General features: G+C 55.9%; 23 protein-coding genes. 14 read left to right on the top strand and 9 right to left on the bottom strand.

The features are described from left to right. Positions 1-75 precede the first annotated feature (75 nt). The 4 genes from V9K67_RS18515 to hemH all read right to left on the bottom strand — a co-directional run bounded on the left by V9K67_RS18515 (position 76) and on the right by hemH (position 6109). Positions 76-771 carry a TraR/DksA family transcriptional regulator gene (locus tag V9K67_RS18515; protein WP_336725029.1) on the bottom strand — a complete coding sequence of 232 codons (696 nt, stop codon included), beginning with the start codon at positions 769-771 and terminating at the stop codon, positions 76-78. Between the two features lie 6 nt (positions 772-777). Further along, entirely contained in the window at positions 778-4095 is a 3318-nt protein-coding gene (gene ileS / locus V9K67_RS18510; RefSeq protein WP_336725026.1) for an isoleucine--tRNA ligase, read from the bottom strand. Between the two features lie 325 nt (positions 4096-4420). Beyond that, on the bottom strand, positions 4421-4966 hold the full coding sequence (locus V9K67_RS18505) for a CopD family protein (RefSeq protein ID WP_336725024.1): 546 nt from the start codon (positions 4964-4966) through the stop codon (positions 4421-4423). Positions 4967-5095: 129 nt separating this feature from the next. Further along, positions 5096-6109, bottom strand: coding sequence for a ferrochelatase (hemH, locus tag V9K67_RS18500; protein WP_336725023.1), 1014 nt, complete (start codon positions 6107-6109; stop codon positions 5096-5098). A gap of 338 nt (positions 6110-6447) precedes the next feature. On the opposite strand from hemH, the gene hemA reads away from it, so the two are divergent. The 8 genes from hemA (at position 6448) to hemL (ending at position 15128) form a co-directional block, all read left to right on the top strand. Then, on the top strand, positions 6448-7689 hold the full coding sequence (gene hemA, locus V9K67_RS18495) for a glutamyl-tRNA reductase (RefSeq protein WP_336725021.1): 1242 nt from the start codon (positions 6448-6450) through the stop codon (positions 7687-7689). Positions 7690-7691: 2 nt separating this feature from the next. After that, entirely contained in the window at positions 7692-8651 is a 960-nt protein-coding gene (gene hemC, locus V9K67_RS18490; RefSeq protein ID WP_336725018.1) for a hydroxymethylbilane synthase, read from the top strand. Beyond that, positions 8651-9364 (top strand): uroporphyrinogen-III synthase, encoded by a 714-nt coding sequence (locus V9K67_RS18485; protein WP_336725015.1) that lies wholly within the window; start codon positions 8651-8653, stop codon positions 9362-9364. Before hemC ends, V9K67_RS18485 begins: the two co-directional genes overlap by 1 nt. Beyond that, on the top strand, positions 9361-10392 hold the full coding sequence (gene hemE, locus V9K67_RS18480) for a uroporphyrinogen decarboxylase (protein WP_336725012.1): 1032 nt from the start codon (positions 9361-9363) through the stop codon (positions 10390-10392). The genes V9K67_RS18485 and hemE overlap by 4 nt, the downstream gene beginning before the upstream one ends. 181 nt (positions 10393-10573) lie before the next feature. Beyond that, the gene (locus V9K67_RS18475; RefSeq protein WP_336725010.1) at positions 10574-11578 is read left to right on the top strand and encodes an alpha/beta fold hydrolase; all 1005 of its coding nucleotides are present in this window, start codon (positions 10574-10576) and stop codon (positions 11576-11578) included. Positions 11579-11586: 8 nt separating this feature from the next. Beyond that, entirely contained in the window at positions 11587-12528 is a 942-nt protein-coding gene (gene hemF, locus V9K67_RS18470) for an oxygen-dependent coproporphyrinogen oxidase (protein WP_336725008.1), read from the top strand. Between the two features lie 193 nt (positions 12529-12721). After that, positions 12722-13699, top strand: coding sequence for a porphobilinogen synthase (hemB, locus tag V9K67_RS18465; RefSeq protein ID WP_336725006.1), 978 nt, complete (start codon positions 12722-12724; stop codon positions 13697-13699). A gap of 148 nt (positions 13700-13847) precedes the next feature. Next, complete coding sequence (gene hemL / locus V9K67_RS18460) at positions 13848-15128, top strand: glutamate-1-semialdehyde 2,1-aminomutase (RefSeq protein ID WP_336725003.1); 1281 nt, start codon at positions 13848-13850, stop codon at positions 15126-15128. Between the two features lie 90 nt (positions 15129-15218). On the opposite strand, the gene surE is transcribed toward hemL, so the two are convergent. Continuing rightward, positions 15219-15953, bottom strand: a complete 735-nt coding sequence (gene surE, locus V9K67_RS18455) for a 5'/3'-nucleotidase SurE (RefSeq protein ID WP_336725002.1) — start codon at positions 15951-15953, stop codon at positions 15219-15221. An 85-nt stretch (positions 15954-16038) separates the two neighbouring features. Between surE and V9K67_RS18450 the strand changes: the two genes are divergently transcribed. Next, positions 16039-16962 carry a diacylglycerol/lipid kinase family protein gene (locus tag V9K67_RS18450; protein WP_336725001.1) on the top strand — a complete coding sequence of 308 codons (924 nt, stop codon included), beginning with the start codon at positions 16039-16041 and terminating at the stop codon, positions 16960-16962. 73 nt (positions 16963-17035) lie between these two features. Beyond that, positions 17036-17536 (top strand): hypothetical protein, encoded by a 501-nt coding sequence (locus tag V9K67_RS18445; RefSeq protein WP_336724999.1) that lies wholly within the window; start codon positions 17036-17038, stop codon positions 17534-17536. Between the two features lie 21 nt (positions 17537-17557). Here V9K67_RS18445 and V9K67_RS18440 read toward each other — a convergent pair whose 3' ends face one another. Then, positions 17558-18175, bottom strand: a complete 618-nt coding sequence (locus tag V9K67_RS18440) for a hypothetical protein (protein WP_336724997.1) — start codon at positions 18173-18175, stop codon at positions 17558-17560. A 150-nt stretch (positions 18176-18325) separates the two neighbouring features. Beyond that, positions 18326-19312, bottom strand: a complete 987-nt coding sequence (locus V9K67_RS18435; RefSeq protein ID WP_336724994.1) for an AraC family transcriptional regulator — start codon at positions 19310-19312, stop codon at positions 18326-18328. A gap of 138 nt (positions 19313-19450) precedes the next feature. Here V9K67_RS18435 and V9K67_RS18430 point away from each other — a divergent pair, with 138 nt between their 5' ends. The 4 genes from V9K67_RS18430 (at position 19451) to V9K67_RS18415 (ending at position 23566) form a co-directional block, all read left to right on the top strand. Further along, a complete protein-coding gene (locus tag V9K67_RS18430; protein ID WP_336724993.1) occupies positions 19451-20872 on the top strand; it encodes a bifunctional UDP-3-O-[3-hydroxymyristoyl] N-acetylglucosamine deacetylase/3-hydroxyacyl-ACP dehydratase in 1422 nt (473 codons plus the stop codon). After that, positions 20869-21666: an acyl-ACP--UDP-N-acetylglucosamine O-acyltransferase gene (gene lpxA, locus V9K67_RS18425; RefSeq protein ID WP_336724991.1), complete on the top strand. Its 798-nt coding sequence runs from the start codon at positions 20869-20871 to the stop codon at positions 21664-21666. The genes V9K67_RS18430 and lpxA overlap by 4 nt, the downstream gene beginning before the upstream one ends. Then, positions 21656-22294: an ABC transporter ATP-binding protein gene (locus V9K67_RS18420; RefSeq protein ID WP_336724990.1), complete on the top strand. Its 639-nt coding sequence runs from the start codon at positions 21656-21658 to the stop codon at positions 22292-22294. Before lpxA ends, V9K67_RS18420 begins: the two co-directional genes overlap by 11 nt. Before the next feature lie 375 nt (positions 22295-22669). Further along, complete coding sequence (locus V9K67_RS18415; RefSeq protein WP_336724989.1) at positions 22670-23566, top strand: polysaccharide lyase family 20 protein; 897 nt, start codon at positions 22670-22672, stop codon at positions 23564-23566. Between the two features lie 109 nt (positions 23567-23675). Here V9K67_RS18415 and V9K67_RS18410 read toward each other — a convergent pair whose 3' ends face one another. Together V9K67_RS18410 and tsaE are read right to left on the bottom strand one after the other, a co-directional pair. After that, on the bottom strand, positions 23676-24890 hold the full coding sequence (locus V9K67_RS18410) for an alanine dehydrogenase (RefSeq protein WP_336724987.1): 1215 nt from the start codon (positions 24888-24890) through the stop codon (positions 23676-23678). A gap of 59 nt (positions 24891-24949) precedes the next feature. After that, positions 24950-25381 (bottom strand): tRNA (adenosine(37)-N6)-threonylcarbamoyltransferase complex ATPase subunit type 1 TsaE, encoded by a 432-nt coding sequence (gene tsaE / locus V9K67_RS18405; RefSeq protein WP_336724985.1) that lies wholly within the window; start codon positions 25379-25381, stop codon positions 24950-24952. Between the last annotated feature and the right edge of the window lie 116 nt (positions 25382-25497).

The raw sequence follows: 25497 nt of genomic DNA, 5'->3' as shown, positions 1-25497 counted from the left end.
ATACACGACCGGGGCTACTTTGCATAAAAAAACCGCTCCGGGAAACAGAGCGGTTTTTAAAAATTTATAGGCAGGCTATTTATTCATCATCTGCTTGGCCTCAATGCTGAGGGTCGCATGGGGAACGGCACGCAGGCGGGCCTTGTCGATCAGCTTACCGGTGACACGGCAAACACCATAGGTCTTGTTCTCGATCCGCATCATGGCTTTTTCCAGGTGGTCGATGAACTGAATCTGGCGGCTGGCCATCTGGCTCAGCTGCTCACGCTCCATGCTCATGCTGCCATCTTCCATTGTCATGTAACGGCCTTCGTCCAGGTCTCCGCTCTCGTCCTTGCGGGTGATCAGCCCCTGCAGGTAGTTCAGCTCTTTCTTGGCCGTTTCCAGCTTTCTATTGATCAGCTCTCTAAATTCTGTCAGCTCAGCATCGGAATAACGCATTCGGGTAGATTGTTCTTGGTTTGGTGATGGTTCGGGTGCGGCCTTGCCGGAGGCAGGGTCGCCTTTGGTGGTTTTGCCCGCTGTTTTTTCCAGCGGCTTGATGGCGGGTTTCACTTCCTGCTGGGAGGGTGCCTCTACGGCAGTCTTTTCCACAGGCGTCACGGGTTTGTTCACCGCTTCGCCGGCGGCAGCACCTGCAGGCTGGGCCGGAGCAGGGCTTTTCCCCGCCGGTGCAGGGCTTTTACTGTCCGCAGTCGCTTTGGCAGCCGCCTTGCCGGTACCGGCCACGGCCTTTTCTGCCTTTTTCGGATCGTCTTTTTTTGTAGCCATATGCTTCTACCCCTTTTTTGAGACAATAACTTTCAGAGGATGGTCATTTACTTCTATTTCCGTGCCATGGTCGATTTCGCCTGTCAGCTCTAATTTATCTGCCAAAATTTCAGCACAAATATAGTTCGTAAATTTCGTCAGCGATTCCCGCAGGCCGTTATTGGCGGCCACCTTCACCTCGATGCGGTCGGTAACGTCAAAGCCGCTGTCCTTGCGGATCTTCTGAATGCGGTTGATGAACTCCCGGGCATCGCCTTCCTGCACCAGCTCCGGTGTGACGTTGATGTCGAGGGCTACGGTCAGCGGTCCCTTGCTGGCTACGGTCCAGCCGGGGATGTCCTCGCTGGTAATCTCCACCTCGCTCAGCGTCAGTTCTACCGGTTCGTCGGACCCTACAGTGAGTGAATATCGGCCATCTTTTTCAAAAAATGCAATTTCGTGCTGACTAAATTGTGCCAGCGCCGCCGTCACCGCCTTCATTTTGGGGCCCAGCTTTTTGCCCAGCGCCTGGAAGTTGGGCTTGATCTTTTTCTTGATAAAGCCTTCGGTATCGTAGAGGAATTGCAGCTCTTTCACGTTCACCTCGCTCAGGATGAGGTTCTCCACCTTTTGCAGCTGCTGCTGCATCACGGGGTTGAGCACGGGGATCAGCACCTTTTGCAGCGGCTGGCGCACCTTGATGTTGGCCTTTTTGCGCAGCGACAGGATCAGCGAAGAAGCGTCCTGGGCCAGCTGCATCCGCTCTTCCAGCAGGTTGTCGATGAGCTCTTCCTGCGCTACGGGAAATTCCACGTGGTGCACGGAAGTGGCTTCGGGGAACCGGCCGGTCACGGCATTGAGATTATTGAAGAGCTCGTCGCTGAAGAAAGGCGAAATGGGGGCCATCAGGCGCACCACCGTTTCGAGGCACTCGTACAGGGTCTGGTAGGCGCAGATCTTGTCGTGCTCGTACTCGCCCTTCCAGAACCGGCGGCGGCAGAGGCGCACGTACCAGTTGCTCAGGTGCTCGTCCACGAAGTCTTCCACCAGGCGGCCGGCGGTGGTGGGCTCGTAGTCGTCGAAGGCGGCGGTGGCTTTCTTCACCAGGGTTTGCAGGGAAGAAAGGATCCAGCGGTCGATCTCGGGGCGCTGGTCCAGGGGCACGTAGGCCTCGCTGAACGTAAAGCCGTCCACGTTGGCGTAGAGCGAGAAGAACTGGTAGGTATTATATAAGGTACCAAAGAACTTGCGCTGCACTTCCCGGATGCCCTCGATGTCGAATTTGAGGTTGTCCCAGGGCGAGGCGTTGGTGATGAGGTACCAGCGGGTGGCGTCGGCGCCAAAGCTTTCGATGGTCTGGAAAGGATCCACCACGTTGCCGAGGCGCTTACTCATTTTATTGCCGTTCTTGTCGAGCACCAGGCCGTTGGAAACCACGGTCTTGTAGGCGACGCTGTCGAACAGCATGGCGCCCAGGGCGTGCAGGGTGTAAAACCAGCCGCGGGTCTGGTCCACGCCTTCGCAGATGAAGTCGGCGGGGAAGTTGTTTTTGAATTTCTCCCCATGCTCAAAAGGATAATGCCACTGGGCGTAGGGCATGGCGCCGGAATCGAACCAAACGTCCACGAGGTCGGGCTCGCGGCGCATGGGCTGGCCGGAGGCGGACACCAGGATCACTTCGTCCACGTAGGGCTTGTGCAGGTCCAGGATGCCGTCGTGCAGGTAGTTCTTATTCACGTCGCCCCCCAGCACCTGGCTGGCCTTGCGGATCTCGGCGTTCAGCTCTTCGATGGAGCCGATGCATTTTTCCTCGCTGCCGTCCTCGGTGCGCCAAACCGGCAGGGGCGTGCCCCAATAGCGGCTGCGGCTGAGGTTCCAGTCCACCATGTTTTCCAGCCAGTTGCCGAAACGGCCTTCGCCGGTAGCCTTGGGTTTCCAGTTGATGGTCTTGTTCAGCTCTACCATGCGGTCGCGCAGGGCGGTGGTACGGATAAACCAGGCGTCGAGCGGGTAGTACACCACCGGCTTGTCGGTACGCCAGCAGTGAGGGTAGCTGTGTTCGTATTTTTCTACTTTGAAGGCCCGGTTCTCTTTTTTCAGTTTTACCGAAATGTCCACGTTCACGTCCACGTAGCCGGTTTCGCCCTTGTAATCTTTAATATAGCGGTGGCTGAACTCGCCCAGGCCGTCCACGAATTTTCCTTCGCGGTCCACCAGGGTGAGGATGCCGATGTTGTATTTTTTGCCGACCCGGTAGTCATCCGCGCCAAAGGCCGGGGCGGTATGCACGATACCGGTACCGTCTTCGGTGGTCACGAAGTCGCCCAGCAGCAGGCGGAAGGGTCTGGCGCCGGGGGTGATGGCTTCCACGGCCTGGCGGGAGTTGCCTTCGTAGGGCAGCAGTTGCTCGTACTCCAGCTCTTCGAGGTCCTTGCCTTTGAATTCGGCCAGGATGGTCCAGGGCAGGAGCTTGGAGGCTTCGCTGTAGCCGTCAAAGTCGCCGTTCTCGCCTTCGGGCCTGAAGTATTTGCCCAGCAGGGCCTTGGCCAGCACCACGTTCACCGGCAGGTGGGTGTAGGGGTTGAAGGTCTTTACCAGCACGTAGTCGATGTGGGCGCCCACGGTCAGGCCGAGGTTGGACGGCAGGGTCCAGGGGGTGGTGGTCCAGGCCAGGTAGTACACCTCGTCGCTTGCGGCGGCGTCAAACAGGAAGGCGCTGCGGCCGTCCTTGACGGCCTTGAACAGGACGGTGGCGCTGGTATCCTTGACGATTTTATAGCAGCCGGGCTGGTTCAGCTCGTGGGAGCTCAGGCCGGTGCCGGCAGCCGGGGAATACGGCTGGATGGAGACGCTCTTGTACAGCAGGTCTTTTTCGTACAGCTGCTTCAGGCACCACCACAGGCTTTCGATGTATTCGTTGGTAAAGGTGATGTAGGGGTTTTGCAGGTCCACCCAGTAGCCCATCTTGGTGGTCAGGTCGTCCCACTTGTCTTTATAGCGGAGCACGGCTTCGCGGCACTTCTGGTTGTATTCGGCCACCGAGATGGTTTTGCCGATGTCTTCCTTGGTGATGCCCAGTTCTTTTTCCACGCCCAGCTCTACCGGCAGGCCGTGGGTGTCCCAGCCGCCTTTGCGCTCCACGCGAAAACCTTTCATGGTTTTGTAGCGGCACACCAGGTCCTTGAGGGTACGGGAGATCACGTGGTGAATGCCGGGCATGCCGTTGGCGCTGGGCGGCCCTTCGTAGAATACGAACGGCTGGGCGTCTTCCCGGATCGTTACACTTTTCTCAAATGCCTGTTCACGCTTCCACTTTTCAAGGATCTCCTTTTCAATGGAAGGCAAGTTTAAATGTTTAAATTCTTTATACCTGGTGGCCATAAGGCGGAATATGCTTGAATGAAAAAATGGGTGCAAAGGTAGGAAATAAGTACGAGGTACGGACCTGGAGGTACAGGGGTGGGAATTGGGTTATCAGGAATTGGGAATCAGGGCTTTAGCGGAAAAGCGCCTGGGCGGCGGGACCAATTAAAAAAGGCTGCCCGTGCTGGGGCAGCCTCCTTTTCCTGTTAGAAACTATTATGAAATATCGCGGTACAAAACTCGGGCTTGGCAGCCAGGGCCCTTTTCGAAAAAAGAAAATAGGAGTTACAAAAAACGGAAATCCTGCCTAGCCTGCCTTGGCCCGTACATTTTTATAGATCTTGATGGCGCTCATCAGCACCACGACAAAGCCCACCAGTCCGCCCAGTCCCCAAAGCAGGCTCATGCTTTGCTTGACCGTGGCCAGCATCACGATCGCCACCAAGAAAATGGTGGCCACCTCGTTCCATACCCGCAACTGCTGCGAGGAGTATTTGAACAGGCCTGCTGCCTGTTGCTGATACAGGCGGTGCAGGGTAAAATGGTAGGCGTACAGGCCCAGCACAAACAGCAGCTTGATCAGCAGCCACTGGCCGCCGGGGGCAAAAACCACCCGGTGCCACCCCAGTTCCACCATCACGGCCGGGCCGAAAATAAGTGTCAGCACCGCCGAAGGCCAGGTGATGCCGAACCAGAGCCGTTTGATCATTATTCCGTACTGCTGTTGCAGGATCGACCGGGCCGGCTCCTGCTGTTCGGCGGCTTCGGTATTATATATAAATAAGCGAACGATGTAAAACATGCCGCTGAACCACGTAACGATGAAAATGATATGGAGCGCCTTTAGGTACATGGGGAGAATGTAAAATATAAAATGTAGAATGTAAAATGTAAAATATTGATGAAATACAGAATGTAAAATGCAAGAGAAGCAATATGCCTTCCTTCCATATTTTACATTTTACATTCTATATTTTACATTCTACATTTTCCCAATCCATTTTGCCAGGGCCTTCACCCACAGCGGGTGCACATTCAGGCAGGGGATCATTTCGAAGCGCTGGCCGCCGGCATGCAGGAAGGTTTCCTTGCCTTCCTCGGCGATCTCTTCCAGGGTTTCCAGGCAGTCGCTTACAAAGGCCGGGCAAACCACCAGCAGGTTTTTGACCCCTTCCTTCGGCAGTTCCTCCAGGCGCTTGGCGGTGTAGGGCTGCAGCCAGGGGTCGCGGCCCAGGCGCGACTGGAAGGATTGTTCCCATTTGTCCTTCGGAATGCCCAGGCGGTCCGTTACCAGCTGGGTGGTTTTATAGCACTGGTGGCGGTAGCAGTATTTATGCGCCTCGGAGGGAACGTTGCAGCAGTCGGCTACCTTCAGGCAGTGGCGGCCGGTCACGTCTCCTTTATATATATGGCGTTCGGGCACGCCGTGGTACGAAAACAGGATGCGGTCGTAGCCTCCTTCGAGGTGCGGTTTAATGCTTTCGGCCAGGGCACGGAGGTAGTCTTCGTTGTCGTAGTAAGCCGGAAGCACGGTCAGCTTGAAGCTGTATTTTCCCTTTTGGTGCTGCTCCTTGGCGTATTCCACGGCGGTTTCGTAGCTGCTCATCGCGTAGTGGGGGTAGAGCGGCACCAGCAGTACCTCCTGCAGGTCGGGGTGCTTTTGCAGCAGCTCGTCGTAGGCTTCTTTCGGCGAAGGAGTGCCGTAGCGCATGGCGAGGACCACCGGTTCTTCCACCTCTTTTTGCAGGGCGTCGCGCAACTGCCGGCTGATGACCATCAGGGGAGAGCCCTCCTTGGTCCAGATGGACTGGTAGGCGGCCGCCGACTTCGGCGCCCGGAAGGGCACAATGATGCCTTTGACCAGCAGGGCCCGCGCCAGCCAGGGCTTGTCGATCACCCGTTCGTCCATCAGGAATTCATCCAGGTATCGTTTGACATCCTTCACACGCGTGGAGTCGGGCGACCCCAGGTTCATGAGTACAACAGCTCTTTTCATAGTATCTCCTTTGCTGGCTGCAAATGTAGGAGGAAGTTTACGGCTTTGCGGCAATACGGAAATAAGGCCATGCGGAAGGGCCAGTGCCCGCCTTGCAAAGGGGAAACAGCCGCAAAAAGCAGAATGAGTTAAAATAAAGCATTATGTGATTGTATTCTGAGAATCAGGCGAATTCCGGGCTCTGCCGATCTCCGCAGGCCTAAACAATACCCTTATCTGACCGCCCTCAGCGGGCGACCTGACAAAAATCAACCCTCAAAATGACACTGTAATGACAGAACAATTCTGCCGTTAAGGGATGCCAAAGTACTTTTGCAGAAGCGACTTACGAATAATACATGAACTCAAACTACCACAAAAACATAGCTCACTTCTTTATAGCAGGAATCAACTATAAAAAATCCGACGCCTCTATTCGTGGTCAATACGCCGTTAACAACGACCAGTATGCCGTCCTGTTACAACAGGCCGCCAAGGTTGGATTAACCGAATTGTTTGTTCTTTCCACCTGCAACCGCACCGAGATCTATGGCTTTGCCGCCAACAGCCGCCAGCTGATCGACCTGCTGTGCACCCAGACCGCCGGCGATGCCGCCACCTTTACGAAGCTGGCCTACATCAAAAGCGGCGAAGAAGCCATCGAGCACCTCTTCAATGTAGCCGCCGGCCTCGACTCCCAGATCCTGGGTGACTACGAGATCATCGGCCAGATGAAGACCGCCGTGAAATTTGCCAAAGAACAAGGCTTTATCGGCGCCTTCATGGAACGCCTGATCAACTGCGTGCTGCAGTCCTCCAAGCTCATCAAGAATAATACCGAACTCAGCGGTGGCACCGTCTCCGTCTCCTTCGCTGCCGTTCAGTACATCCGCAATACCGTTACCGAAGTCGCTTCCAAAAACATTTTACTCCTGGGCGTAGGCAAGATCGGCCGCAATACCTGCAAAAACCTGGTCGACTACCTCGATACCCGCAACATTACCCTGGTAAACCGCACCGAGCAGAAAGCTGCCGAACTGGCAGCCGAGCTGGGCCTGAAAGCCGCTCCCCTCAGCGATCTGAACGACCAGATTGAAAAAGCCGACATCATCCTGGTGGCTACCAACTCGGCCGAGCCCACCATCCTGAAGACCCACCTCGAAGGCGGCAACGACAAACTCATTATCGACCTGTCCATTCCCTACAACGTGGAAGACGCCGCCCAGCAGCTTCCCAACGTGCAGATGGTGAACGTGGACGAACTGTCGAAGCTCAAAGACGAAACCCTCCGCAAACGCGAGGCGGAAGTGCCCAAGGCAAAGGCTATCATCGCCGAGCTGATCTGCGAATTCCTGGACTGGTGCGAAATGCGCCGCCACGTGCCCCTGCTGAAGGCCGCCAAGCTCAAACTCAAAGAGATCAACACCAGCCCCCTGTTCGAAACCGTTGGCTGCACCACCATCACCTGCACCAAGGAAGCGGATGCCCGCATCCAACGGGTGATCAACGAAATGGCCGCCAGCATCCGCGAAAAGAACCAGGGCGCCTGCCACTTTATCGAAGCTATCAATACGTTCATCACCGCAGCGATCAACAACTAAGCATGCAGAAGGTTATCCGCATCGGCACCCGCGACAGCCAGCTGGCTGTGTGGCAGGCAACTTTAGTTCAGAACCTCCTGAAGGAACACGGCGTTCCCTCCGAACTGGTGTACATCAAAAGCGAAGGCGATATCGACACCGTCACACCCCTGTACGAACTGGGTGTCCAGGGCGTTTTTACCAAAACCCTCGACGCCGCCCTGCTGAACGACCGCATCGACATTGCCGTTCACTCCATGAAGGATGTGCCCACCCTGCTGGCCAAAGGCATCCGCCAGGCCTCCGTGCTGCAGCGGGCCTCGCATAAAGATATTTTCGTGTTCAAGAACGCGGCCGCCATTGCTGACTGGCAACTGGGCAACACCTCCGTCACCAGCCCGCTGGGCGTGCCCGGTATCGTAGCCACCAGCAGCATCCGCCGCATTGCCCAATGGCGCCACCGCTACCCCACCCACGTCTTTGAAAACCTGCGCGGCAACGTCAACACCCGCCTGCGCAAGGTGCAGGAGCACAACTGGCACGGCGCCATCTTTGCCGCCGCAGGCCTCGAGCGCATCCACGTGCGCCCCGAAAACTCCATCGACCTCGACTGGATGCTTCCGGCCCCGGCCCAGGGTGCTATCATGGTGGTCTGCCGCGAGGAGGACGATTATTCGTTTGAAGCCTGCCAGCCCTTCAACGACCCGCATACCGCCCTCTGTACCAAGATCGAACGCGACTTCCTGCGCACCCTCCTGGGTGGCTGCTCCACGCCCATTTCCGCCCTGGCCGAAGTACAGCAAGGCGAGGTGCTGTTTAAAGGAAATATCGTCAGCCCCGACGGGCTGAAAAAGGTTTCGCTTGAAACCACCGTTTCTTTGGATAAAGCCGCCACCTTCGGCCTCGTGGCCGCGAACGAGATCCTCGGCAGGGGTGGCAGCGAAGTGGTGGCCAGCATCCGACCAAAAGGCACCGCCCTCTGATGTACCAGGTACTCAGCACCAAAAAGCTTTCTCCCTTGCTGGTTGCCCGCGCAAGGGAGAAAGGCATCCATATTATCGAGCAGGAATTCATTTCGGTGCGCCCCCTCCCCCTGGAGGCGCACAAGGCCGAAATCCTTTCCCGGCTCCGTCCATACACCGCCATCGTATTTACCAGTGCCCATGCCTGTGAGGCACTTACTTCTTTCCTAAACAAAGCTGCCGTCCCCGGCCCCCTGAACGGGAACGTCTACTGCCTTTCGGGCAAAACAAGGGAAAGCCTCCCCTCCCAACTGACTGCTTTTGTAACCGATATAGCCGATAATGCGGCGTCGCTGGCCCAAAAGATCGTGGCCCGCGGGGAAAAGGAAGTGCTGTTCTTTTGCGGCAACCAGCGCCGCGACGAACTCCCCCATATCCTGAAAAGCGCCGGCATCGCCGTGCACGAGGTGGTGGCATACGAAACCACGGAAGTGCCTTCCGTGGCGCTGCCCGACCCGGACGGGGTGCTCTTTTTCAGTCCCAGCGCCGTCCGCAGCTTTTTTTCGGCCAACCGCCTGCCCGCCGCTGCGGTTTGTTTTGCCATCGGGCCCACCACCGCCGCCGCCATCGGCGAGCTGACCCCGAATAAAGTGCTGACCAGCGAGGCGCCCAGTCAGGAAATGATGCTAGCTTGCGTCGAATTTTATTTTCAGAACCTCAACTCTTTAGAATGACCCAACTCAAGAACGATCTGTTGCTCAGAGCCTTACGGCAGGAAAAAGTAGAACGCCCCCCCGTGTGGATGATGCGCCAGGCAGGCCGCTACCTGCCCGACTATATTAAGTTAAGGGAGAAATACGACTTCTTTACCCGGGTGCAAACCCCCGAGCTGGCGACCGAGATCACCCTGCAGCCCGTAGACCAGGTGGGTGTGGATGCGGCGATCATCTTTTCGGATATCCTGGTCATTCCCCAGGCCCTGGGCCTGGAAGTGTTGCTGGAAGAAAATAAAGGTCCCGTGCTGCCGAAGGTGATCAAAACGGCCGCCGACGTGGAAGACCTGCAGGTGGAAGGCGCCGCCGACCGGCTCCACTACGTGCTGCAGGCCCTCCGGCTGACCAAAAAAGAACTGGCCGGCCGCGTACCCCTCATCGGCTTTGCCGGCGCCCCCTGGACCATCCTCTGCTACATGGTGGAAGGCAAGGGCAGCAAAACCTGGGACAAAGCCAAGCAGTTTGCCTACACCCAGCCCGAGCTGGCGCACCGCCTGCTGCAGAAAATCACCGACGCCACCATCAGCTACCTGAAAGCGCAGGTGCAGGCCGGCGCCGACACCGTGCAGGTATTCGACAGCTGGAGCGGCCAGCTGAGCCCCGCCGACTTCAAGGCCTTTGCCCAGCCCTACCTGCTGCAGATCGCCGAAGCCCTCCAGCCCCACGCCCCCGTAATCCTGTTTCCCAAGGGCAGCTGGTACGCCCTGAAGGACCTGAGCCAGAGCGTCGCCGCCGGCCTGGGCCTCGACTGGTGCGTGTCGCCCGAAGTGGCCCGCGAGCTGACCGGCAACCGCATTACCCTGCAAGGCAACTTCGACCCCGCCAAACTGCTGGCGCCGATCCCCGAGATCAAAAAGGCCGTGAAGGAAATGATCGATGCCTTCGGCCCCGAAAGATACATCGCCAACCTCGGTCACGGCATTACCCCCAACGTGCCCGTGGATCATGCGAAGGCTTTTGTGGAAGCCGTGAAGGAATACGGGCGGTAAGCCGGGTTATTGGGAATTAGTTCATTGGTTCATCGGGTATGGGGACGTCCGCTGCGGAACAGGTTTCCGCAGCGGGCACGCTCGTTGGGCATTATAGTTGTGGCCAGTGAGAACCGGTAAACTACAAAAGTCTTTTAGACTTTTGTAGTTTCTTCTTTGAACCAGGAAAGCAGTGATCCTTATGAAAAAATACATTCTTTTATTCCTTCTGGTACTTTTTGCCCGGGCCTTTACACCGGCGCAGGCACAGGCACAACCCAGGGCGCTGGGTTTGGAGCTGGAAAATTTCCCTTACCCCTACCCGGTGCATTTTCTCCACCTGACCCTGCAGGGCCAGCCGCTGAAGATGGCCTACATGGACGTGCGGCCCGCCCGCCCCAACGGTCATACGGTAGTGCTGCTGCACGGCAAGAACTTTTCCGGCGCTTACTGGGACAGCACGGCCCGCAGCTTGTCGGCCAACGGCTACCGGGTGATCCTGCCCGACCAGGTCGGCTTCGGCAAATCGTCCAAGCCCGCCCACCTCCAATATTCGTTCCCGTTGCTGGCCCGCAACACGGCGCTGCTGCTCGACAGCCTGCAAATAAATAAGGTAGCCGTGCTGGGCCACTCTATGGGCGGCATGCTGGCGGCCCGCTTCGCCCTGATGTACCCCGAACGGGTGGAGCAGCTCATTTTGGAAAACCCGCTGGGACTGGAAGACTACAAACTGAACGTGCCCTACCAGACCGTGGACGAATTTTACAAAAGCGAGCTGAAACAGGACGCCGCCAAAATAAAAGCCTACCAGCTCGAAAACTATTACGGCGGCCGCTGGCAACCGCAGTACGACAAATGGGTGAATATGCTGGCGGGCTGGACCCTGAACCCGAAATACGGGGTCATCGCCTGGAACGCGGCCCTGACCTACGACATGATCCTGACGCAGCCGGTGTATTACGAGCTGGACCGCATCCAGGCGCCCACCCTGCTGATCATCGGCCAGCGCGACCGCACCTCGGTGGGCAAGGCGCTGGCGCCCGCAGCGATCCGGCCCTCCCTGGGCAACTACCCCGAGCTGGGGCGGACCACGCAACAACGCATCAAGGGCGCTACCCTGGTGGCCATCGACAACGTCGGCCACCTGCCGCATATTGAAAGCTTCGATAAATTCATCGGGCCCTTACTGGATTTTTTAAAGAAATAACAGCAGCTATGAACGCAACAAAAACAACCGGTACCCCAACTGCCTTCAAGGACCGGTTTCACCATTATATACTCGACCTGCAAAACAAAATAACCGGTGCCCTGGAGCGGATCGACGGCGTTGCCGTTTTCGAGGAGGACCCCTGGGTGCGCGAAGAAGGCGGCGGCGGCATTTCCCGCATCATCACCAACGGCGCCGTTTTTGAAAAGGGCGGCGTCAACACCTCGGCGGTGTTCGGCAAGCTGCCCCTGGCCATGCAGCAGGCATTCAAGGTGCCGGAAAGCAACTTCTTCGCCTGCGGCCTGTCGCTGGTGCTGCACCCGCAAAATCCCTATGTGCCTACGGTGCATGCCAACTGGCGCTATTTCGAGCTGTACGACACCTCCGACAAAAAGATCGACAGCTGGTTTGGCGGCGGCTCGGATCTTACTCCTTACTACCTGTTCGAAGAGGATGCCCGCCACTTCCACAGCACCTTCAAAAATGCTATCGATCCGTTCGGCGCCGAACTTTTTCCCAAATACAAAAAGCAGTGCGACGAGTACTTCGTGAACCGGCACCGCAACAACGAAGCCCGCGGCATCGGTGGGGTGTTTTACGACTACCTGCGCCCCGAAGGCGAAGCCGACGTCGAGCGGCTGTTCCAGTTTCAGCAGGCCAACGGCAATGCCTTCCTGGACGCCTACCTGCCGATCGTGGAAAAACGAAAAGATACGCCCTTCAGCGAGCGGGAGATCGAATGGCAGGAGATCCGCCGCGGCCGCTACGTGGAGTTTAACCTCATTCACGACCGCGGCACCCTGTTCGGCCTCAAGACCAACGGTCGTACCGAAAGCATCCTAATGAGCCTGCCCATGCGGGCCCGCTGGTACTACAACTACCAGCCCCAACCGGGCAGCGCCGAAGAGCAACTGCAGCAGGCCTGCCTGCACCCGAGGGACTGGGCGTAGCCGCGGGAATTGGTTCATTGGTTAATCGGGGGTATTAGGAATCAGGCTGTTCAAGCAAATTGATTGGATATACTCCTGGTAAGAAATAGCCACTGTTCAATCAACATAACTCAATATTCAAGGCCCGATCAACTAATTAACCCATTAACTAATTCCTTATACAAAGTATTCATTTAGCTAAATAACCAGCAACATGTACTTGCAAAGAAGAAACAGGATTTTGAGAGCAAACCCTTCCATCAGGAGCCTGGTGGCAGAAACCACGTTAACCCCCAACGACTTTATCGCCCCCATCTTTATCGATGAAGGAGAAAATATACAGGTAGAAATTCCTTCCATGCCCAACTACTTCCGCCGGTCGCTCGACCTGACGGTGAAGGAAGTAAAAGAGCTTTGGAGCATGGGCATAAAAAGCGTCCTGCTGTTTATCAAATGCAAGGACGAACTGAAAGACAACAAAGGCACCGAAGCCATCAACCCCGACGGGCTGATGCAGCGCAGCATCCGGGCCATCAAGGAAGCAGTTCCAGGTATGGTGGTAATGACCGATGTGGCCCTCGACCCCTTCTCCTCCTTCGGCCATGACGGCATCGTGGAAGCAGGCGAAATCGTGAACGACGCCACCGTGGAAGTGCTGGCCCGAATGAGCGTGAGCCATGCCGAAGCCGGCGCCGACATCGTGGCACCCAGCGACATGATGGACGGCCGCATTGCCGCCATCCGCAAGGCCCTCGAAGAAACCGGCTATACCAAAACCGGCATCATGGCCTACAGCGCCAAGTACGCCTCCTGCTTTTACGGTCCCTTCCGCGATGCGCTGGACTCGGCTCCCGGCTTCGGCGACAAAAAGACCTACCAGATGGACTTTTCCAACCGCCTCGAAGCCATCCGCGAAACGCTGATGGACGTGGAAGAAGGCGCCGATATCGTGATGGTGAAGCCTGCACTGGCTTACCTCGACATCATCCGCGAAGTAAAAAATGCCGTGGACGTTCCCGTGAGCGCCTACAACATCAGCGGCGAATACGCCATGATCAAGGCCGCGGCTAAAATGGGCTGGATCAACGAAGACAAAGCCATTATCGAAAGCCTTACCTCCATGAAGCGGGCCGGCGCCGACCTGATTGCGACGTACTTTGCTAAAGACGCTGTTCGATTACTGGGTTTGTAGTTTGTGATTTGTCGTTTGTGGTTGGGCGTAAACAGGACCGGGTTTCCTCTTTACGCCCAATTACTATATATTCGGGCCCTGCATATTTTTTCAATCGATTGGCAATTGCTATCCGCCTTGCAGCAGCGGCGGTTTTAAATACATTATTATGACTATTGAAAAGAGCCAGCAACTTTTTGACCGGGCGCAGCAATCCATTCCCGGTGGCGTCAACTCGCCGGTACGCGCCTTTAAGAGCGTGGGCGGAACCCCCATCTTTTTAAACAAAGCCAAAGGCGCCTACCTGTACGATGCCGACGGGAACCGCTATATCGACTTTATCAACTCCTGGGGCCCCATGATCCTGGGCCATGCCTACGAGCCGGTGGTGAAAGCCATCCAGGAGAAAGCGCTGGACTCCACTTCCTTCGGCGCCCCTACCGAGCTGGAGATCGAGATGGCCGAACTTATTCGCAGCATGGCGCCGAACGTCGACCTGATTCGCATGGTCAGCAGCGGTACCGAGGCCTGCATGAGCGCTATCCGCCTGGCCCGCGGCTATACCGGCCGTAACAAGATCATCAAGTTCGAAGGCTGCTACCATGGCCATGCCGACTCGTTCCTGGTGAAGGCAGGCAGCGGTGTCGCCACCTTCAACATCCAGACCGTGCCGGGTGTGACTGCAGGCGTGGCCGCCGATACGCTCACGGCCCCCTACAACGACCTGACGGCGGTAAAAAAGCTGCTGGTAAATAATATTGGAGAAATTTCCGCCATCATCATCGAGCCCGTAGCCGGCAACATGGGCTGCATCCTGCCCCAGCCGGGCTTTCTGGAGGGCCTGCGCAAGCTGTGTACCGATGAAGGCATCCTGCTGATCTTCGACGAGGTGATGACCGGCTTCCGGCTGGCGCCCGGCGGCGCCCAGGAGCGGCTGAAGGTGGACGCCGACCTGGTAACTTACGGCAAAGTGATCGGTGCGGGCATGCCTGTAGGCGCCTTTGGCGGCAAGAAAGAGATCATGGAACACATCGCGCCCCTGGGCAACGTGTACCAGGCCGGGACCCTCAGCGGCAACCCGCTGGCCATGATCGCCGGCTATACCTTGTTAAAGGAGTTGAAAAGCAACCCGTCGATTTACCGGGAGCTGGAGGAAAAAGGTCAGTACCTGGCCGATGGCCTGCGTAACGTGCTTGAAAAAGCCAATACGCCGTTTGTCATCAACCACCTGGGCACGATGATATCGGTGCATTTCAGCAGCAAGCCGGTGACCGACTTCGCCTCCGCTGCCGCTGCCGACAATGCCCTCTTCAACAAGTATTTCCACCACATGCTGTCCCAAGGCGTATACCTGCCGCCCTCGGCCTACGAAAGCTGGTTCCTCAGCAACGCGCTTACGTACGAAGATCTGGACTTTACGATCCGTTGTACGGAGGAATTCTTTAAGTAAGAAGTTTACGAGTTTACGGGTTTACAAGTTTACGAGTTCCTTACGGGCGCAACCAACTCGTAAACCCGTAAACTTTAAACCCGTAAACTTTCACACGGGTTGCTGCTGCTGCACCCGGGCTAATTCCGCCTCATTCGTAAGGTCCAATCGAAGGGGGGTAATCGATACGTAGCCGTTTTCTACTGCCCAGCGGTCGGTACCTTCTTCGGCCGCTTCCAGGGGGAAGACCGTGAACCAGTAGTGCTTGCGGCCCATGGGGTCCACGCCGGGAACGATCTTGCCGTCGTACAGCCGCACCGACTGCCGCGTCCACTTCATACCCTGGGGCTGCGGGGGAAAGTTCACGTTGAACAGGCCCAGGTCGGTGTTTTCCAGCAACAGGGCGAGGGTTTGCTCCACATAAGGTTCGATCGCATCGAAGTTCGGCTCTGTCTTTCCTACCGGCGTACTCAGCGCAATACCTTTAATACCGAACAGTACCGCCTGCCGGGCCGCTGCCAGCGTACCCGAATGCCACATCGCGTTGCCCAGGTTGGGACCCATATTGATGCCCGAAAGTACCACATCGATATGCGTATGCAGGTGCGTGCCCATGGCGACGCAGTCCGAAGGCGTGCCGTTGACCCGGAAGGCCTGGATATCGCCAAAACTGATGGGCGACTTCTTGTACGCCAAGGGCCGGGTAGCCGTAATGGCCTGGCCCATAGAGGATTGCTCCACATCCGGAGCCATTACGATCACTTCACCGAAGCGGGAAGCCACTTTTGCCAGGGATGCGATCCCGGGACTGTAAATGCCGTCATCATTGGTTATCAGTATTCTCATAGTCTAGCCTTTCGCATTTTCATGCCATACCGCCCATACATGGTACACTTTTGTGTTCTGTAATGGCAATAAGAACTGATATATTATGAAGAGGGCGCAACTGTTACACAACCCCGGTGCCGGGGATGAAGAGCACAGCAAAGAAGAGCTGATGTCCCTGTTGGAAAGCAACGGGTTTGAATGTAGATATTCATCTACAAAGAAAAAGGAATGGAAAGACATTGAACCGGGGGTGGACCTGCTGGTAGTGGCCGGAGGCGACGGTACCGTTCGGAAGATTACCGAAGAACTGCTCGGCCGCAAGGTGATGGAGAAGATCCTGCCCATAGCCCTGCTGCCGCTGGGCACCGCTAACAATATTGCAAAAACGCTGGGCATTACCGGTAACCCCGAAGAGATCATTCCCGCCTGGCGAAACGGGATCATCAAGAAATACGACGTGGGTCGCATTTATGATATCGAGGATTCGCATTTCTTCCTGGAAAGTTTTGGCTATGGCGTGTTCCCCTTCCTGATGAAGGAAATGAAAAAAAGGGGAAAGGACGAGATCGTGTCGCCGGAAGAAAAGATGAAGACGGCCCTGCACCTGTTGCACGAGATCATTCTTTCCTACGAACCGCGGTTCTGCCAGCTGGAGGTGGACGGCACCGATCATTCGGGCAAGTTCCTGCTGGCCGAGATCATGAATACCCGGTCCATCGGTCCCAACCTCTGCCTGTCGCCCCTGGCCGACCCCGGCGACGGGGAACTGGAGGTGGTGCTGGTACCGGAAAAGCACAAGGAGAAATTTGCCGCTTACATTGAAAGCCTGCTCTACGGCAAGGACGAAACCTTCACCTTCACCACCCTCCAGGCAAAAGAAGTCCGCATCAGCTGGGAGGGCAACCATGTGCACGTGGACGACAAGGTAGTGAAAATTGAAAAGTCGGCCGAGGTAAAGATCGAGCTGAAGGAAGGCCTGCTCCGCTTCCTGGTGCCCGAAGACAGCACCCCGTTAGTGGGCAGGTAACGCTGCTTCATTTCTGGCAAGGTTTTGCCTGCACCACCTGCATCTGTGCGGGCAGACCGCTCATTTTACCATCATGACTAGAAAAACTATACGTCCCGGTATCGCCGTGCTGGCGGCACTCCTGTTCCAGGCCTGCGAAAGCAGCCAGCCGGAGCCTTTCGCCAGCCTGCTGAAACCTTGCGACCAGGTGGATATCGTCCTGTACAACGGCGGGGATACCCTCACCTTTAATACAAAAGACACCACCGGCGTAGAAATATTCGTGAAGCTGATACATGGAGGCACCAAGTCGGCGGCCGACGGCTGTTCCCCGACAGGGGAGCTGCGCTACCTGGCGCAGGGACATCCCCTGCTGACGGCGCCCTTTGCCGCCCCCGAAGGCAGCGGGAAGAAAGACTGCAACTTCGTGACGTACGAGGCCGGGCAGGTAAAATACCGGCACCCGCTTACCGAACGGGCGCATAATATCCTGAAACAGGTTTACCAGGCGCCCCAGCCACCCAAGCCACAACTGGCGCCGCCGCAACTGCAGGACTCAGCGCCACCGCCCCAGCAGGAGCCGCAAAAGAGGTAATGAGGTAGCGGAACCATTATATTAATGCAGGAAGAAGGTGAGGATGCCCACGATGATCAGCACCGTGCCGGAGATCTTTTTTTCATTGTGTTCGATAAAGCTGGCGGGCAACAGGTTGGCTCCTTTATACCCGAGGAATACCAGCAGCAGGATGCCCGACATGCTGATGATGGCGTAGATCACGGACATCAGCGTCACCAGGCCCATGCCGTGCACGCCGGCGGACAGGAACAGGCTCTCCACCTCCAGGCAGGGCGACAAAAACATCATGACGGTAAAGATCAGGATCCACTTTTTCTTGGAGCGCTTGTAGGCTTCCACGTCCTTTTGCTGGCTATGGTGGTGGTGCGGCAGGTTTACCGTAAAATAAATAAGGCCGAAGACGATCAGCAGCACCGCGGCCACGCCGGTAATGATCTTTCCGTATTCCTCCTCGAGCTCCTTGCCGATGTAGCCCAGGATAAATCCCAGGATCACCGTGCCCGTCACATGCGCAAAGGCCGCCAACAGGGTAATGCCCGCCAGCTCGCGGGGCTTCCACTTCTCGGCGCGGGCCACTGCCACCAGGGGCAGCCAGTGATTGGGAATAAGGGCATGAACGAAGGCTAATAAAGAGGTTCCGGCGATGACACTAAACATTCGGCGCAAGATAACGACAGTTCCTGAGTTCCTGCGTTCCTAAGTTCCTAAGTTAACAGTTCGTGTATGAAAGAGTTTATAGGAGAATGGCTTCTTCCCGGAGTTACGCCAACTCAGGAACATAGGAACTTAGAAACTCAGGAACTACTTTTATCGGAACAAAAGTTCACAGGGTTTGAGCCCTGTATGTTTTTTGAAGGCGGTGGAGAAGTGCGAAATGGAGGAGTAGCCCAGCATCAGCGCCACTTCGGTCACGCTGAGGCCCTTTTCGTACAGCAGGTACTTGGCGTGCTCCATGCGCTGGCTCTGGTAAAAGTCGAAGATGGTGGTGCCGAACATTTCCTTAAAACCCTTTTTCAGGTAACATTCGTTCATGGCTACCTTCCGGCTCAGTTCTTTAATGGTAATAGGCTCGCCGATCTGCTGGATAAGGATCTCCCGGGCCCGGATCAGCTTGTCGCGGTCCGTTTCGTTGGCCAGGAACTTACAGGTGATCGTATCGATCTCCTTTTCTCCCAGCATATAGTCCAGGCCGTAGAGCAGCAGCATCTGGGTCTGGGCGTTGACGAAGATATTTTCCTGCGTGTCGGTATAGCTGTGGTTCAGCAGGCTTTCCAGCACCATCCGGGTTTTGTTGCAGATGGGCAGGACCTTGGAAAACGAGGTGGTGTGAGTAAACGACAGCAGGCGGTCGGCGATGTTGTCGCTGCTGATGCGCGATTTGACGAACTGCGACAGGTGGGTGGAGGAGAAAACAAAGCTAAGCATGTCGATGCTGCCCGACTTTTCGTTGCAGTTGACCGTCGCATGGGCCTTGCACTCCGTGCAGTTCTTGCCGTATTGGCGGCAATACATCTGGCCGGTGATGCAGAAACGCAGCTCCAGGTGGTTCTTTTCCGGCTCCGACGCATTGAAATGGTATTTCAGCATGCCGGTGTCCTCGCTCATCCAGTCCTCGGGCCGGACAAACCGTTTGATGGTGTAGTGAACGGATCCGGGGTTTTGCCGGTTGGCTTCAAATGCCAGCATCCCGTGCATTTCCGGCCGCTCCGCCACCAGGTTGAATATTGTCGCCGCTTCTCGCATGAGCTGCAAAAGTACGCCGGCCCTGCCGTTTTTTCTCATGGCATCCTTCATACTTCCGTCATATTTATATATTATTTAAATCACCACCATGACCTTGGCCCCGCGGCCTAGCCCTGCTTCCGGGCCCGGCAGGCCCAAGTTCTACAGGGAAGTTTGGAATATTGAACGATTGTTTCATACTTTCGCCGAATGCAGTTGGAGAATCATCTACAGGAATTTCAGCATACCCTGGCCAGTGAAATTTCGATCAATGGCGTAGGCATCCACACCGGGCATACAGTGGAAATCGTGTTAAAGCCCGCCGAACCCAATACCGGTATTGTTTTTCAACGGGTGGACCTCCCCGGTAAACCCATCGTAAAAGCCGACGTGGACAACGTGGTGGAAACCACCCGCAGCACCACCATCGAAGCCAACGGCGCCCGGGTCAGCACGATTGAACACCTGATGGCCGCCCTGGTCGGCTGCCGCGTCGACAACGTAGTGATCGAGATCAACGCTCCCGAAGTACCTATTCTCGACGGCAGCGCCGAACCTTTCGTGGAAGTGATCGACAAGGCCGGCATCAAACAGCAGTCCGCTCCCAAGATCTACTATACCCTGCAACACAATATTACTTTTGTCGACGAAGGCAAAAAGGTGGAAATGGTGGCCCTCCCCTACCAGGAATACCGCATCAATACCTTAATTGATTTCAACTCCCCCGTACTGGGCACCCAGCACGCCTCCATCAAACATATTTCGGAATTCAAAGAACAGGTGGCTCCCTGCCGCACGTTCTGCTTTTTCCACGAGCTGGAATACCTCATGGACCACAACCTGATCAAAGGCGGCGATATCAACAACGCCATCGTGGTGGTGGACAAGCCCGTGACCGAAGAGCAGGTACAGCGCATCTCCAAGGTATTTCATAAGAAAGAGGTACGGATCAACGAAGGCGGCATCCTCAACAACCTCGAGCTCCGCTTCCCCAACGAACCCGCCCGGCACAAGCTGCTGGACGTCATCGGCGACCTGGCCCTGGTAGGCTTCCCCTTCAAGGCCCACATCATCGCCAACCGCCCGGGCCACTCCTCCAACGTGGCCTTTGCCAAAAAGATCAAGGAACACATTAAAAAATACCGCCATCGCCAGCAAATCCCGGTTTACGATCCTTCCAAGCCGCCGGTGATGGACGTTCATGCCATCGAACGGAAGCTGCCGCACCGCTTTCCCTTCCTGCTGGTGGACAAGATCATTGAACTGACCCCGAAGTATGTAGTGGCGATCAAGAACGTTACCTACAACGAGCCCTTCTTCCAGGGACACTTTCCCGGCAACTGCGTGATGCCCGGCGTACTGATGGTGGAAGCCCTGGCCCAGGCCGGCGGTCTGCTGACCATCCCCGACGACCCGGAACACGATTACGATACCTATTTCCTGAAAATAGACAACTGCAAGTTCAAAAATAAAGTGGTTCCCGGCGATACCATGATCCTGAAAATGGAATTAAGCAACCCGGTCCGCCGCGGCATCTGCGAAATGAAAGGAACTATTTTTGTCGGCGAAAAACTGGTGGCCGAAGCCGACATGGTTGCTCAAATTGTAAAGAAACCCAAAGCACGAGTATGATTTCACCGCTAGCTTCTATTCATCCAAATGCAAAGCTGGGCAACAACGTTACTGTCGAGCCTTTCGCGGTCATTCATGACAATGTGATCATCGGCGACGGCTCTCATATCATGTCGCATTCCGTGCTGATGCCGTTTACCCGCCTGGGCCGCAACTGCCAGATCTTTCCCGGTGCGGTGATCGGCGGCGTACCGCAGGACCTGAAATTCGTAGGCGAAGAAACCACCACCGAGATCGGCGACAACACCACCATCCGCGAATGCGTGACCATCAACCGCGGCACCAAGGATAAATGGAAGACCGTTATCGGCTCCAACTGCCTGCTGATGGCCTACTCGCACGTGGCGCACGACTGCATTATCGGCAACAACGTGATCCTGGCGAACTCCGTACAGCTGGCCGGACACGTGGAAGTAGGCGATTATGCCATCATCAGCGGGCTGGCCGGTGCCAACCAGTTTACCCGCATCGGTGCGCATACCTACATCGCCGGCCATACCGTCGTGCGTAAGGATGTGCCTCCCTTCGTGAAAGCGGGACGCGAACCGATGAGCTATGCCGGCGTCAACATCGTCGGCCTGCAACGGCGCAACTTCAAGCCCGAACAGATCGAGGCCATCTCCAATATTTACCATATTTTATTTGTCCAGAAGCATCCTACCTCTGCGGCCCTGCAAATGATCGAGGAGCAGGTAGCGGACAGCGAGCTGAAAAATATCATCCTGCAGTTTGTAAAAGAGTCGAAAATCGGCATCATCAAACGGCTTTCCAAAAACAGCGTGGATGAAAATTAACCTTTCGGGGGCTGGCAAGCGCTACAACCGCGAATGGATCTTTCGGACGGCTACTTTGGAATTTTTACCCGGCGCTTCCTACGCCATAACCGGGCCTAACGGATCGGGCAAGTCCACGCTGCTGCAAAGCATCGGTGGCATGCTCCATCTGAGCGAGGGCTCGGTTTCTTATTTTAAGGACGACCAGCCGCTGGAAGGCGAAAAGGCCTTCCGCTACCTCTCCTTCTGCGCTCCCTACCTGGAAGTGATCGAAGAAATGACCCTGGTGGAGCTGCTGGAGTTCCACCGGCACTTCAAGCCCCTGCTGCCCGGCATCAGCCCGGCCCAGGTCATCGAAATCGTGGACCTGAAGGCGGCCGCCCACAAACAAATCCGCTACTATTCTTCGGGCATGAAGCAACGGGTGAAGCTGGCCCAGGCCATTTTCTCCGACACCCCCGTGGTGCTGCTCGACGAGCCCTGCAGTAACTTCGATGCCAAAGGCATCGCCCTGTATCATTCCCTTATTGCCGACTATTGTTCCGGCCGGACGGTGATCGTCTGCTCCAACGACGAAGTGGAGTACAACTTTTGCCAGGAAGTGATCCCCGTCACCCGGTTCAAGAAAAGCCCCTCCCCTTTTCTGTAATTATATAGATTCCTGCCCTTTATAAATAGCATTCTTTCCTAATTATATGGAAGAGCCTGTTTATTTGGGCAACTTCACCGCCAAAAAATAGGCGTTCACCGGCCTTGAATGCAAAAAAAGGTGCATGCGCCCGGTTTCAACCCCTGCTCTGCCGTGTTCACCGAAACCAACCTTTACTGCCCGGTTTAGCGGCGTAGCTTTGATCTATCAAACGAAGCCACTACCACAGCAACGCTTGATCCTTCCGAATCCCTGAGAAAACCAGTCCGACTCCGTCCCCTACGTCAGCCATTCAGCCCAACATGCTGAACCAATATCCTGGAAAAACAACAACCATTTTCTCAAATCCATTTTAGCCTAAACCGATCATTTGCCATGAAAAACCAATTTTCTTTCCTGACCGCTACCAAAACCATCCTTACCTCCGCCCTTTTTGCTTCCGCCCTGCTGTCCTGCTCCAAAAAAGATGCACAGCAGCCTGAACTGCAACATGAAGCAAATACCGTAGCCTCCGCTGCCAAACCCTCCAACTCCGCCCTCTTTGTCAATGAGACCATGGAAGGCTCCAGCCCCTTTATCGCCTTCGGAGGCAATCCCGAGAACTGCAAGACCGACTGGACCTATACCTTTCCCAAGATGGGCTTCGACGGCAAGGCCGTACGCTTCGAGATCCGCAAGGACCAGCCTAAAGTAGGCTCCTCTTCCAAGATCCGCTCCGAAGTAACCGTTATCAAAGGCTCCGAATACCCCAACTTTGGCAAGGAAGCCTGGTACTCCTTTGCCATCTACTTCCCCGCACAAGGCTTTGAGGCCGATAACGAAAGGGATTGCATCAACCAGTGGTTCGAAGACGGTTCCGATGAGACCACCATCCGCTGCCAGAGCGACAAAGCCTTTTTGGAAGTAACGCCTCCCGCCGGCTCTGTTTCCCTGAAGAAGTACGACCTGTTCGGCTCTTCCATTAAGGGCAGCAGCAGCGTCACCACCGGTTCGGTTTCTGCCTTCAAAAACATTTCTAAAGACAAATGGCACCAGTTCGTGTTCCACTTCATCCACTCCACCGGTTCGGATGGCCTGATCGAAGTATGGCGTGATGGGGTAAAGATCCACGAGATCAAGGGCCGCAACAGCCACCTGAAAGTTCCCAAATGGAAGATCGGCCTGTACAAAGCTTCTTTCCTCAACGGTACCTCCAACCGCAACTCGCGTGTCCTGTACTTCGACAACGTACGTGTAGGTAATGCCAAAGCCACGCTGGCCGATATGATGTAGTACAGCAGCACCCTCAGCAATCCTCAAATAGCCCCAACGGGTTAAACAATAAAACACAAAAAAGCAGCCCGTCAAAGGCTGCTTTTTTGTGTTTATCTCTTTTCAACCCTTACCGTTGGCTGGCAATGAGGAGGTTGAGGTCGGTATATTTTAAATTGAAGCGTTCGCTTAGATAAAAGTTGGTCAGGGCGCCTTTGAACATGTAAATGCCGCTGCGCAGGTGTACGTTGTGCCAGATCAGCTTTTCAAAGCCGCCCTCGTCGCCGGCTTCCATCAGCAGGGGCATCAGCACGTTGCTGATGGCCTGGGAGGCCGTACGGGCAAAGCCCGAAGGAATATTGGGCACACAGTAATGAATGACGTCGTACTTTTTGTAAATAGGATTTTCGTGGCTGGTGATCTCGGAAGTTTCGAAACAGCCGCCGCGGTCGATGCTGACGTCGATGATCACGGCACCCTTGCGCATGTTGCTGACCATTTCTTCGGTCACCACCATGGGCGTGCGGCCGGTCACCGACCCCAGGGCGCCTACCGCCACCTCGCAGGTCTTGAGCTGCTTGGCCAGCATGCGGGGCTCTACCACCGAGGTCCACAGGCGGTGGCCGACATTGTTCTGCAGCCGCTTCAGGCGGTATACACTGTTATCGAACACTTTTACCGAGGCGCCCAGCGCCAGGGCCGCCCGGGCGGCGTATTCGCCGACGATGCCCGCCCCGATAATGATGACTTTGGTAGGAGCAATGCCCGAGATCCCTCCCAGCAGCACACCCTTGCCGTGGTTGGCCGAACCCAGGTACTGGCCCGCAATAAGCATAACGGCGCTGCCCGCGATCTCGCTCATGCTGCGCACGATGGGATACGTGCCGCTGTCGTCCTTCAGGTTCTCGAAGGAAATGGCGGTCACCCGCTTGTCCATCATTTTCTGCAACAGCTCGGCCTTCAGCACGCTTAGGTGGATGGGCGAAATGATCATCTGGTTCTGCTGCAGCCACTGCAGCTCCTCCTCGATCACCGGGGCGCTCTTCACCAGGATCGGCGCTTTGTACACCTCTTCCTTCTGGTAAACGATCTTGGCGCCGGCCTCGCTGTAGTCCTTATCGGCGAAATGGGCCGCTTCCCCGGCATTGTGCTCGATGGTCACATGGTGGCCGCTGCTGACCAGCACGCTCACCGCATCCGGGGTCAGGGCGATCCGGTTTTCCTGGAAAGCGATCTCCTTGGGAATGCCGATATACAACTGGGCGCCTTTGGGCTTGATATCCAACGTTTCTTCTAACGTTTCGTAATGGAAGGAATGACTGATTAATGGTTTTTGCTGAGACATAGGCCGTTGCCGTGGCTTCTTTAGTTTACAAATTACGATGTTATTTGCGTTTACAAGGGCTACTGCCGGGATTGTTCCACTTTTATCCGCCGGCAGCTTTCGTCCAGGGCCTCCAGGTGCACCCGCACGGTATGGGGCGGCAGCAGGTCGGGCGCCTTTTCGGGCCATTCCACCAGGCAGATATCCCCGCTGTACAGGCAGTCTTCCACGCCGGCCTGCACGGCTTCCTCCTGGCTGTTGAGCCGGTACAGGTCCATGTGGTAGATCCGGCCTCGCTGGCCGTCCCCGGAATACATGTATTCGTTAATAATGGAAAATGTGGGGCTGGACACGTTCCCGTCCACGCCTTTGCTTTTGCACAGGGCCGTGATCAGGGTGGTTTTGCCGGCGCCCATAGGGCCGTAAAATGCAAAAACCGTGGCATCCTGCACCTGTTCCCAGAATTTCCGGGCGAAGGAAGGCAATTCCTCTATCGAAACCTCGAACATCATACCGCAAACGTACGTAAACGAGTTTACAAGTTTACGGGTTTACGCGTTTACAAGTTGTTTAGGCTGAACATGCTTTCCTCCCTCCAAACAACTCGTAAACCCGTAAACTTTTCCAA

The organism is Huijunlia imazamoxiresistens (assembly GCF_037132455.1).
Classification (GTDB): Bacteria; Bacteroidota; Bacteroidia; order Chitinophagales; family Chitinophagaceae; genus Flavisolibacter; species Flavisolibacter imazamoxiresistens.
Note: the sequence above shows the minus strand (reverse complement) of the source record. Positions and strands in the feature narration are given on the sequence as shown.

What these genes read in the sequence shown, in the direction of transcription:
- V9K67_RS18515 (WP_336725029.1), bottom strand. Translation starts at nt 771, where the DNA reads ATGGCTACAAAAAAAGACGATCCGAAAAAGGCAGAAAAGGCCGTGGCC.
- V9K67_RS18505 (WP_336725024.1), bottom strand. Translation starts at nt 4,966, where the DNA reads ATGTACCTAAAGGCGCTCCATATCATTTTCATCGTTACGTGGTTCAGC.
- hemH (WP_336725023.1), bottom strand. Translation starts at nt 6,109, where the DNA reads ATGAAAAGAGCTGTTGTACTCATGAACCTGGGGTCGCCCGACTCCACG.
- hemA (WP_336725021.1), top strand. Translation starts at nt 6,448, where the DNA reads ATGAACTCAAACTACCACAAAAACATAGCTCACTTCTTTATAGCAGGA.
- hemC (WP_336725018.1), top strand. Translation starts at nt 7,692, where the DNA reads ATGCAGAAGGTTATCCGCATCGGCACCCGCGACAGCCAGCTGGCTGTG.
- V9K67_RS18485 (WP_336725015.1), top strand. Translation starts at nt 8,651, where the DNA reads ATGTACCAGGTACTCAGCACCAAAAAGCTTTCTCCCTTGCTGGTTGCC.
- hemE (WP_336725012.1), top strand. Translation starts at nt 9,361, where the DNA reads ATGACCCAACTCAAGAACGATCTGTTGCTCAGAGCCTTACGGCAGGAA.
- V9K67_RS18475 (WP_336725010.1), top strand. Translation starts at nt 10,574, where the DNA reads ATGAAAAAATACATTCTTTTATTCCTTCTGGTACTTTTTGCCCGGGCC.
- hemF (WP_336725008.1), top strand. Translation starts at nt 11,587, where the DNA reads ATGAACGCAACAAAAACAACCGGTACCCCAACTGCCTTCAAGGACCGG.
- hemB (WP_336725006.1), top strand. Translation starts at nt 12,722, where the DNA reads ATGTACTTGCAAAGAAGAAACAGGATTTTGAGAGCAAACCCTTCCATC.
- hemL (WP_336725003.1), top strand. Translation starts at nt 13,848, where the DNA reads ATGACTATTGAAAAGAGCCAGCAACTTTTTGACCGGGCGCAGCAATCC.
- surE (WP_336725002.1), bottom strand. Translation starts at nt 15,953, where the DNA reads ATGAGAATACTGATAACCAATGATGACGGCATTTACAGTCCCGGGATC.
- V9K67_RS18450 (WP_336725001.1), top strand. Translation starts at nt 16,039, where the DNA reads ATGAAGAGGGCGCAACTGTTACACAACCCCGGTGCCGGGGATGAAGAG.
- V9K67_RS18445 (WP_336724999.1), top strand. Translation starts at nt 17,036, where the DNA reads ATGACTAGAAAAACTATACGTCCCGGTATCGCCGTGCTGGCGGCACTC.
- V9K67_RS18440 (WP_336724997.1), bottom strand. Translation starts at nt 18,175, where the DNA reads ATGTTTAGTGTCATCGCCGGAACCTCTTTATTAGCCTTCGTTCATGCC.
- V9K67_RS18435 (WP_336724994.1), bottom strand. Translation starts at nt 19,312, where the DNA reads ATGAAGGATGCCATGAGAAAAAACGGCAGGGCCGGCGTACTTTTGCAG.
- V9K67_RS18430 (WP_336724993.1), top strand. Translation starts at nt 19,451, where the DNA reads ATGCAGTTGGAGAATCATCTACAGGAATTTCAGCATACCCTGGCCAGT.
- lpxA (WP_336724991.1), top strand. Translation starts at nt 20,869, where the DNA reads ATGATTTCACCGCTAGCTTCTATTCATCCAAATGCAAAGCTGGGCAAC.
- V9K67_RS18420 (WP_336724990.1), top strand. Translation starts at nt 21,656, where the DNA reads ATGAAAATTAACCTTTCGGGGGCTGGCAAGCGCTACAACCGCGAATGG.
- V9K67_RS18415 (WP_336724989.1), top strand. Translation starts at nt 22,670, where the DNA reads ATGAAAAACCAATTTTCTTTCCTGACCGCTACCAAAACCATCCTTACC.
- V9K67_RS18410 (WP_336724987.1), bottom strand. Translation starts at nt 24,890, where the DNA reads ATGTCTCAGCAAAAACCATTAATCAGTCATTCCTTCCATTACGAAACG.
- tsaE (WP_336724985.1), bottom strand. Translation starts at nt 25,381, where the DNA reads ATGATGTTCGAGGTTTCGATAGAGGAATTGCCTTCCTTCGCCCGGAAA.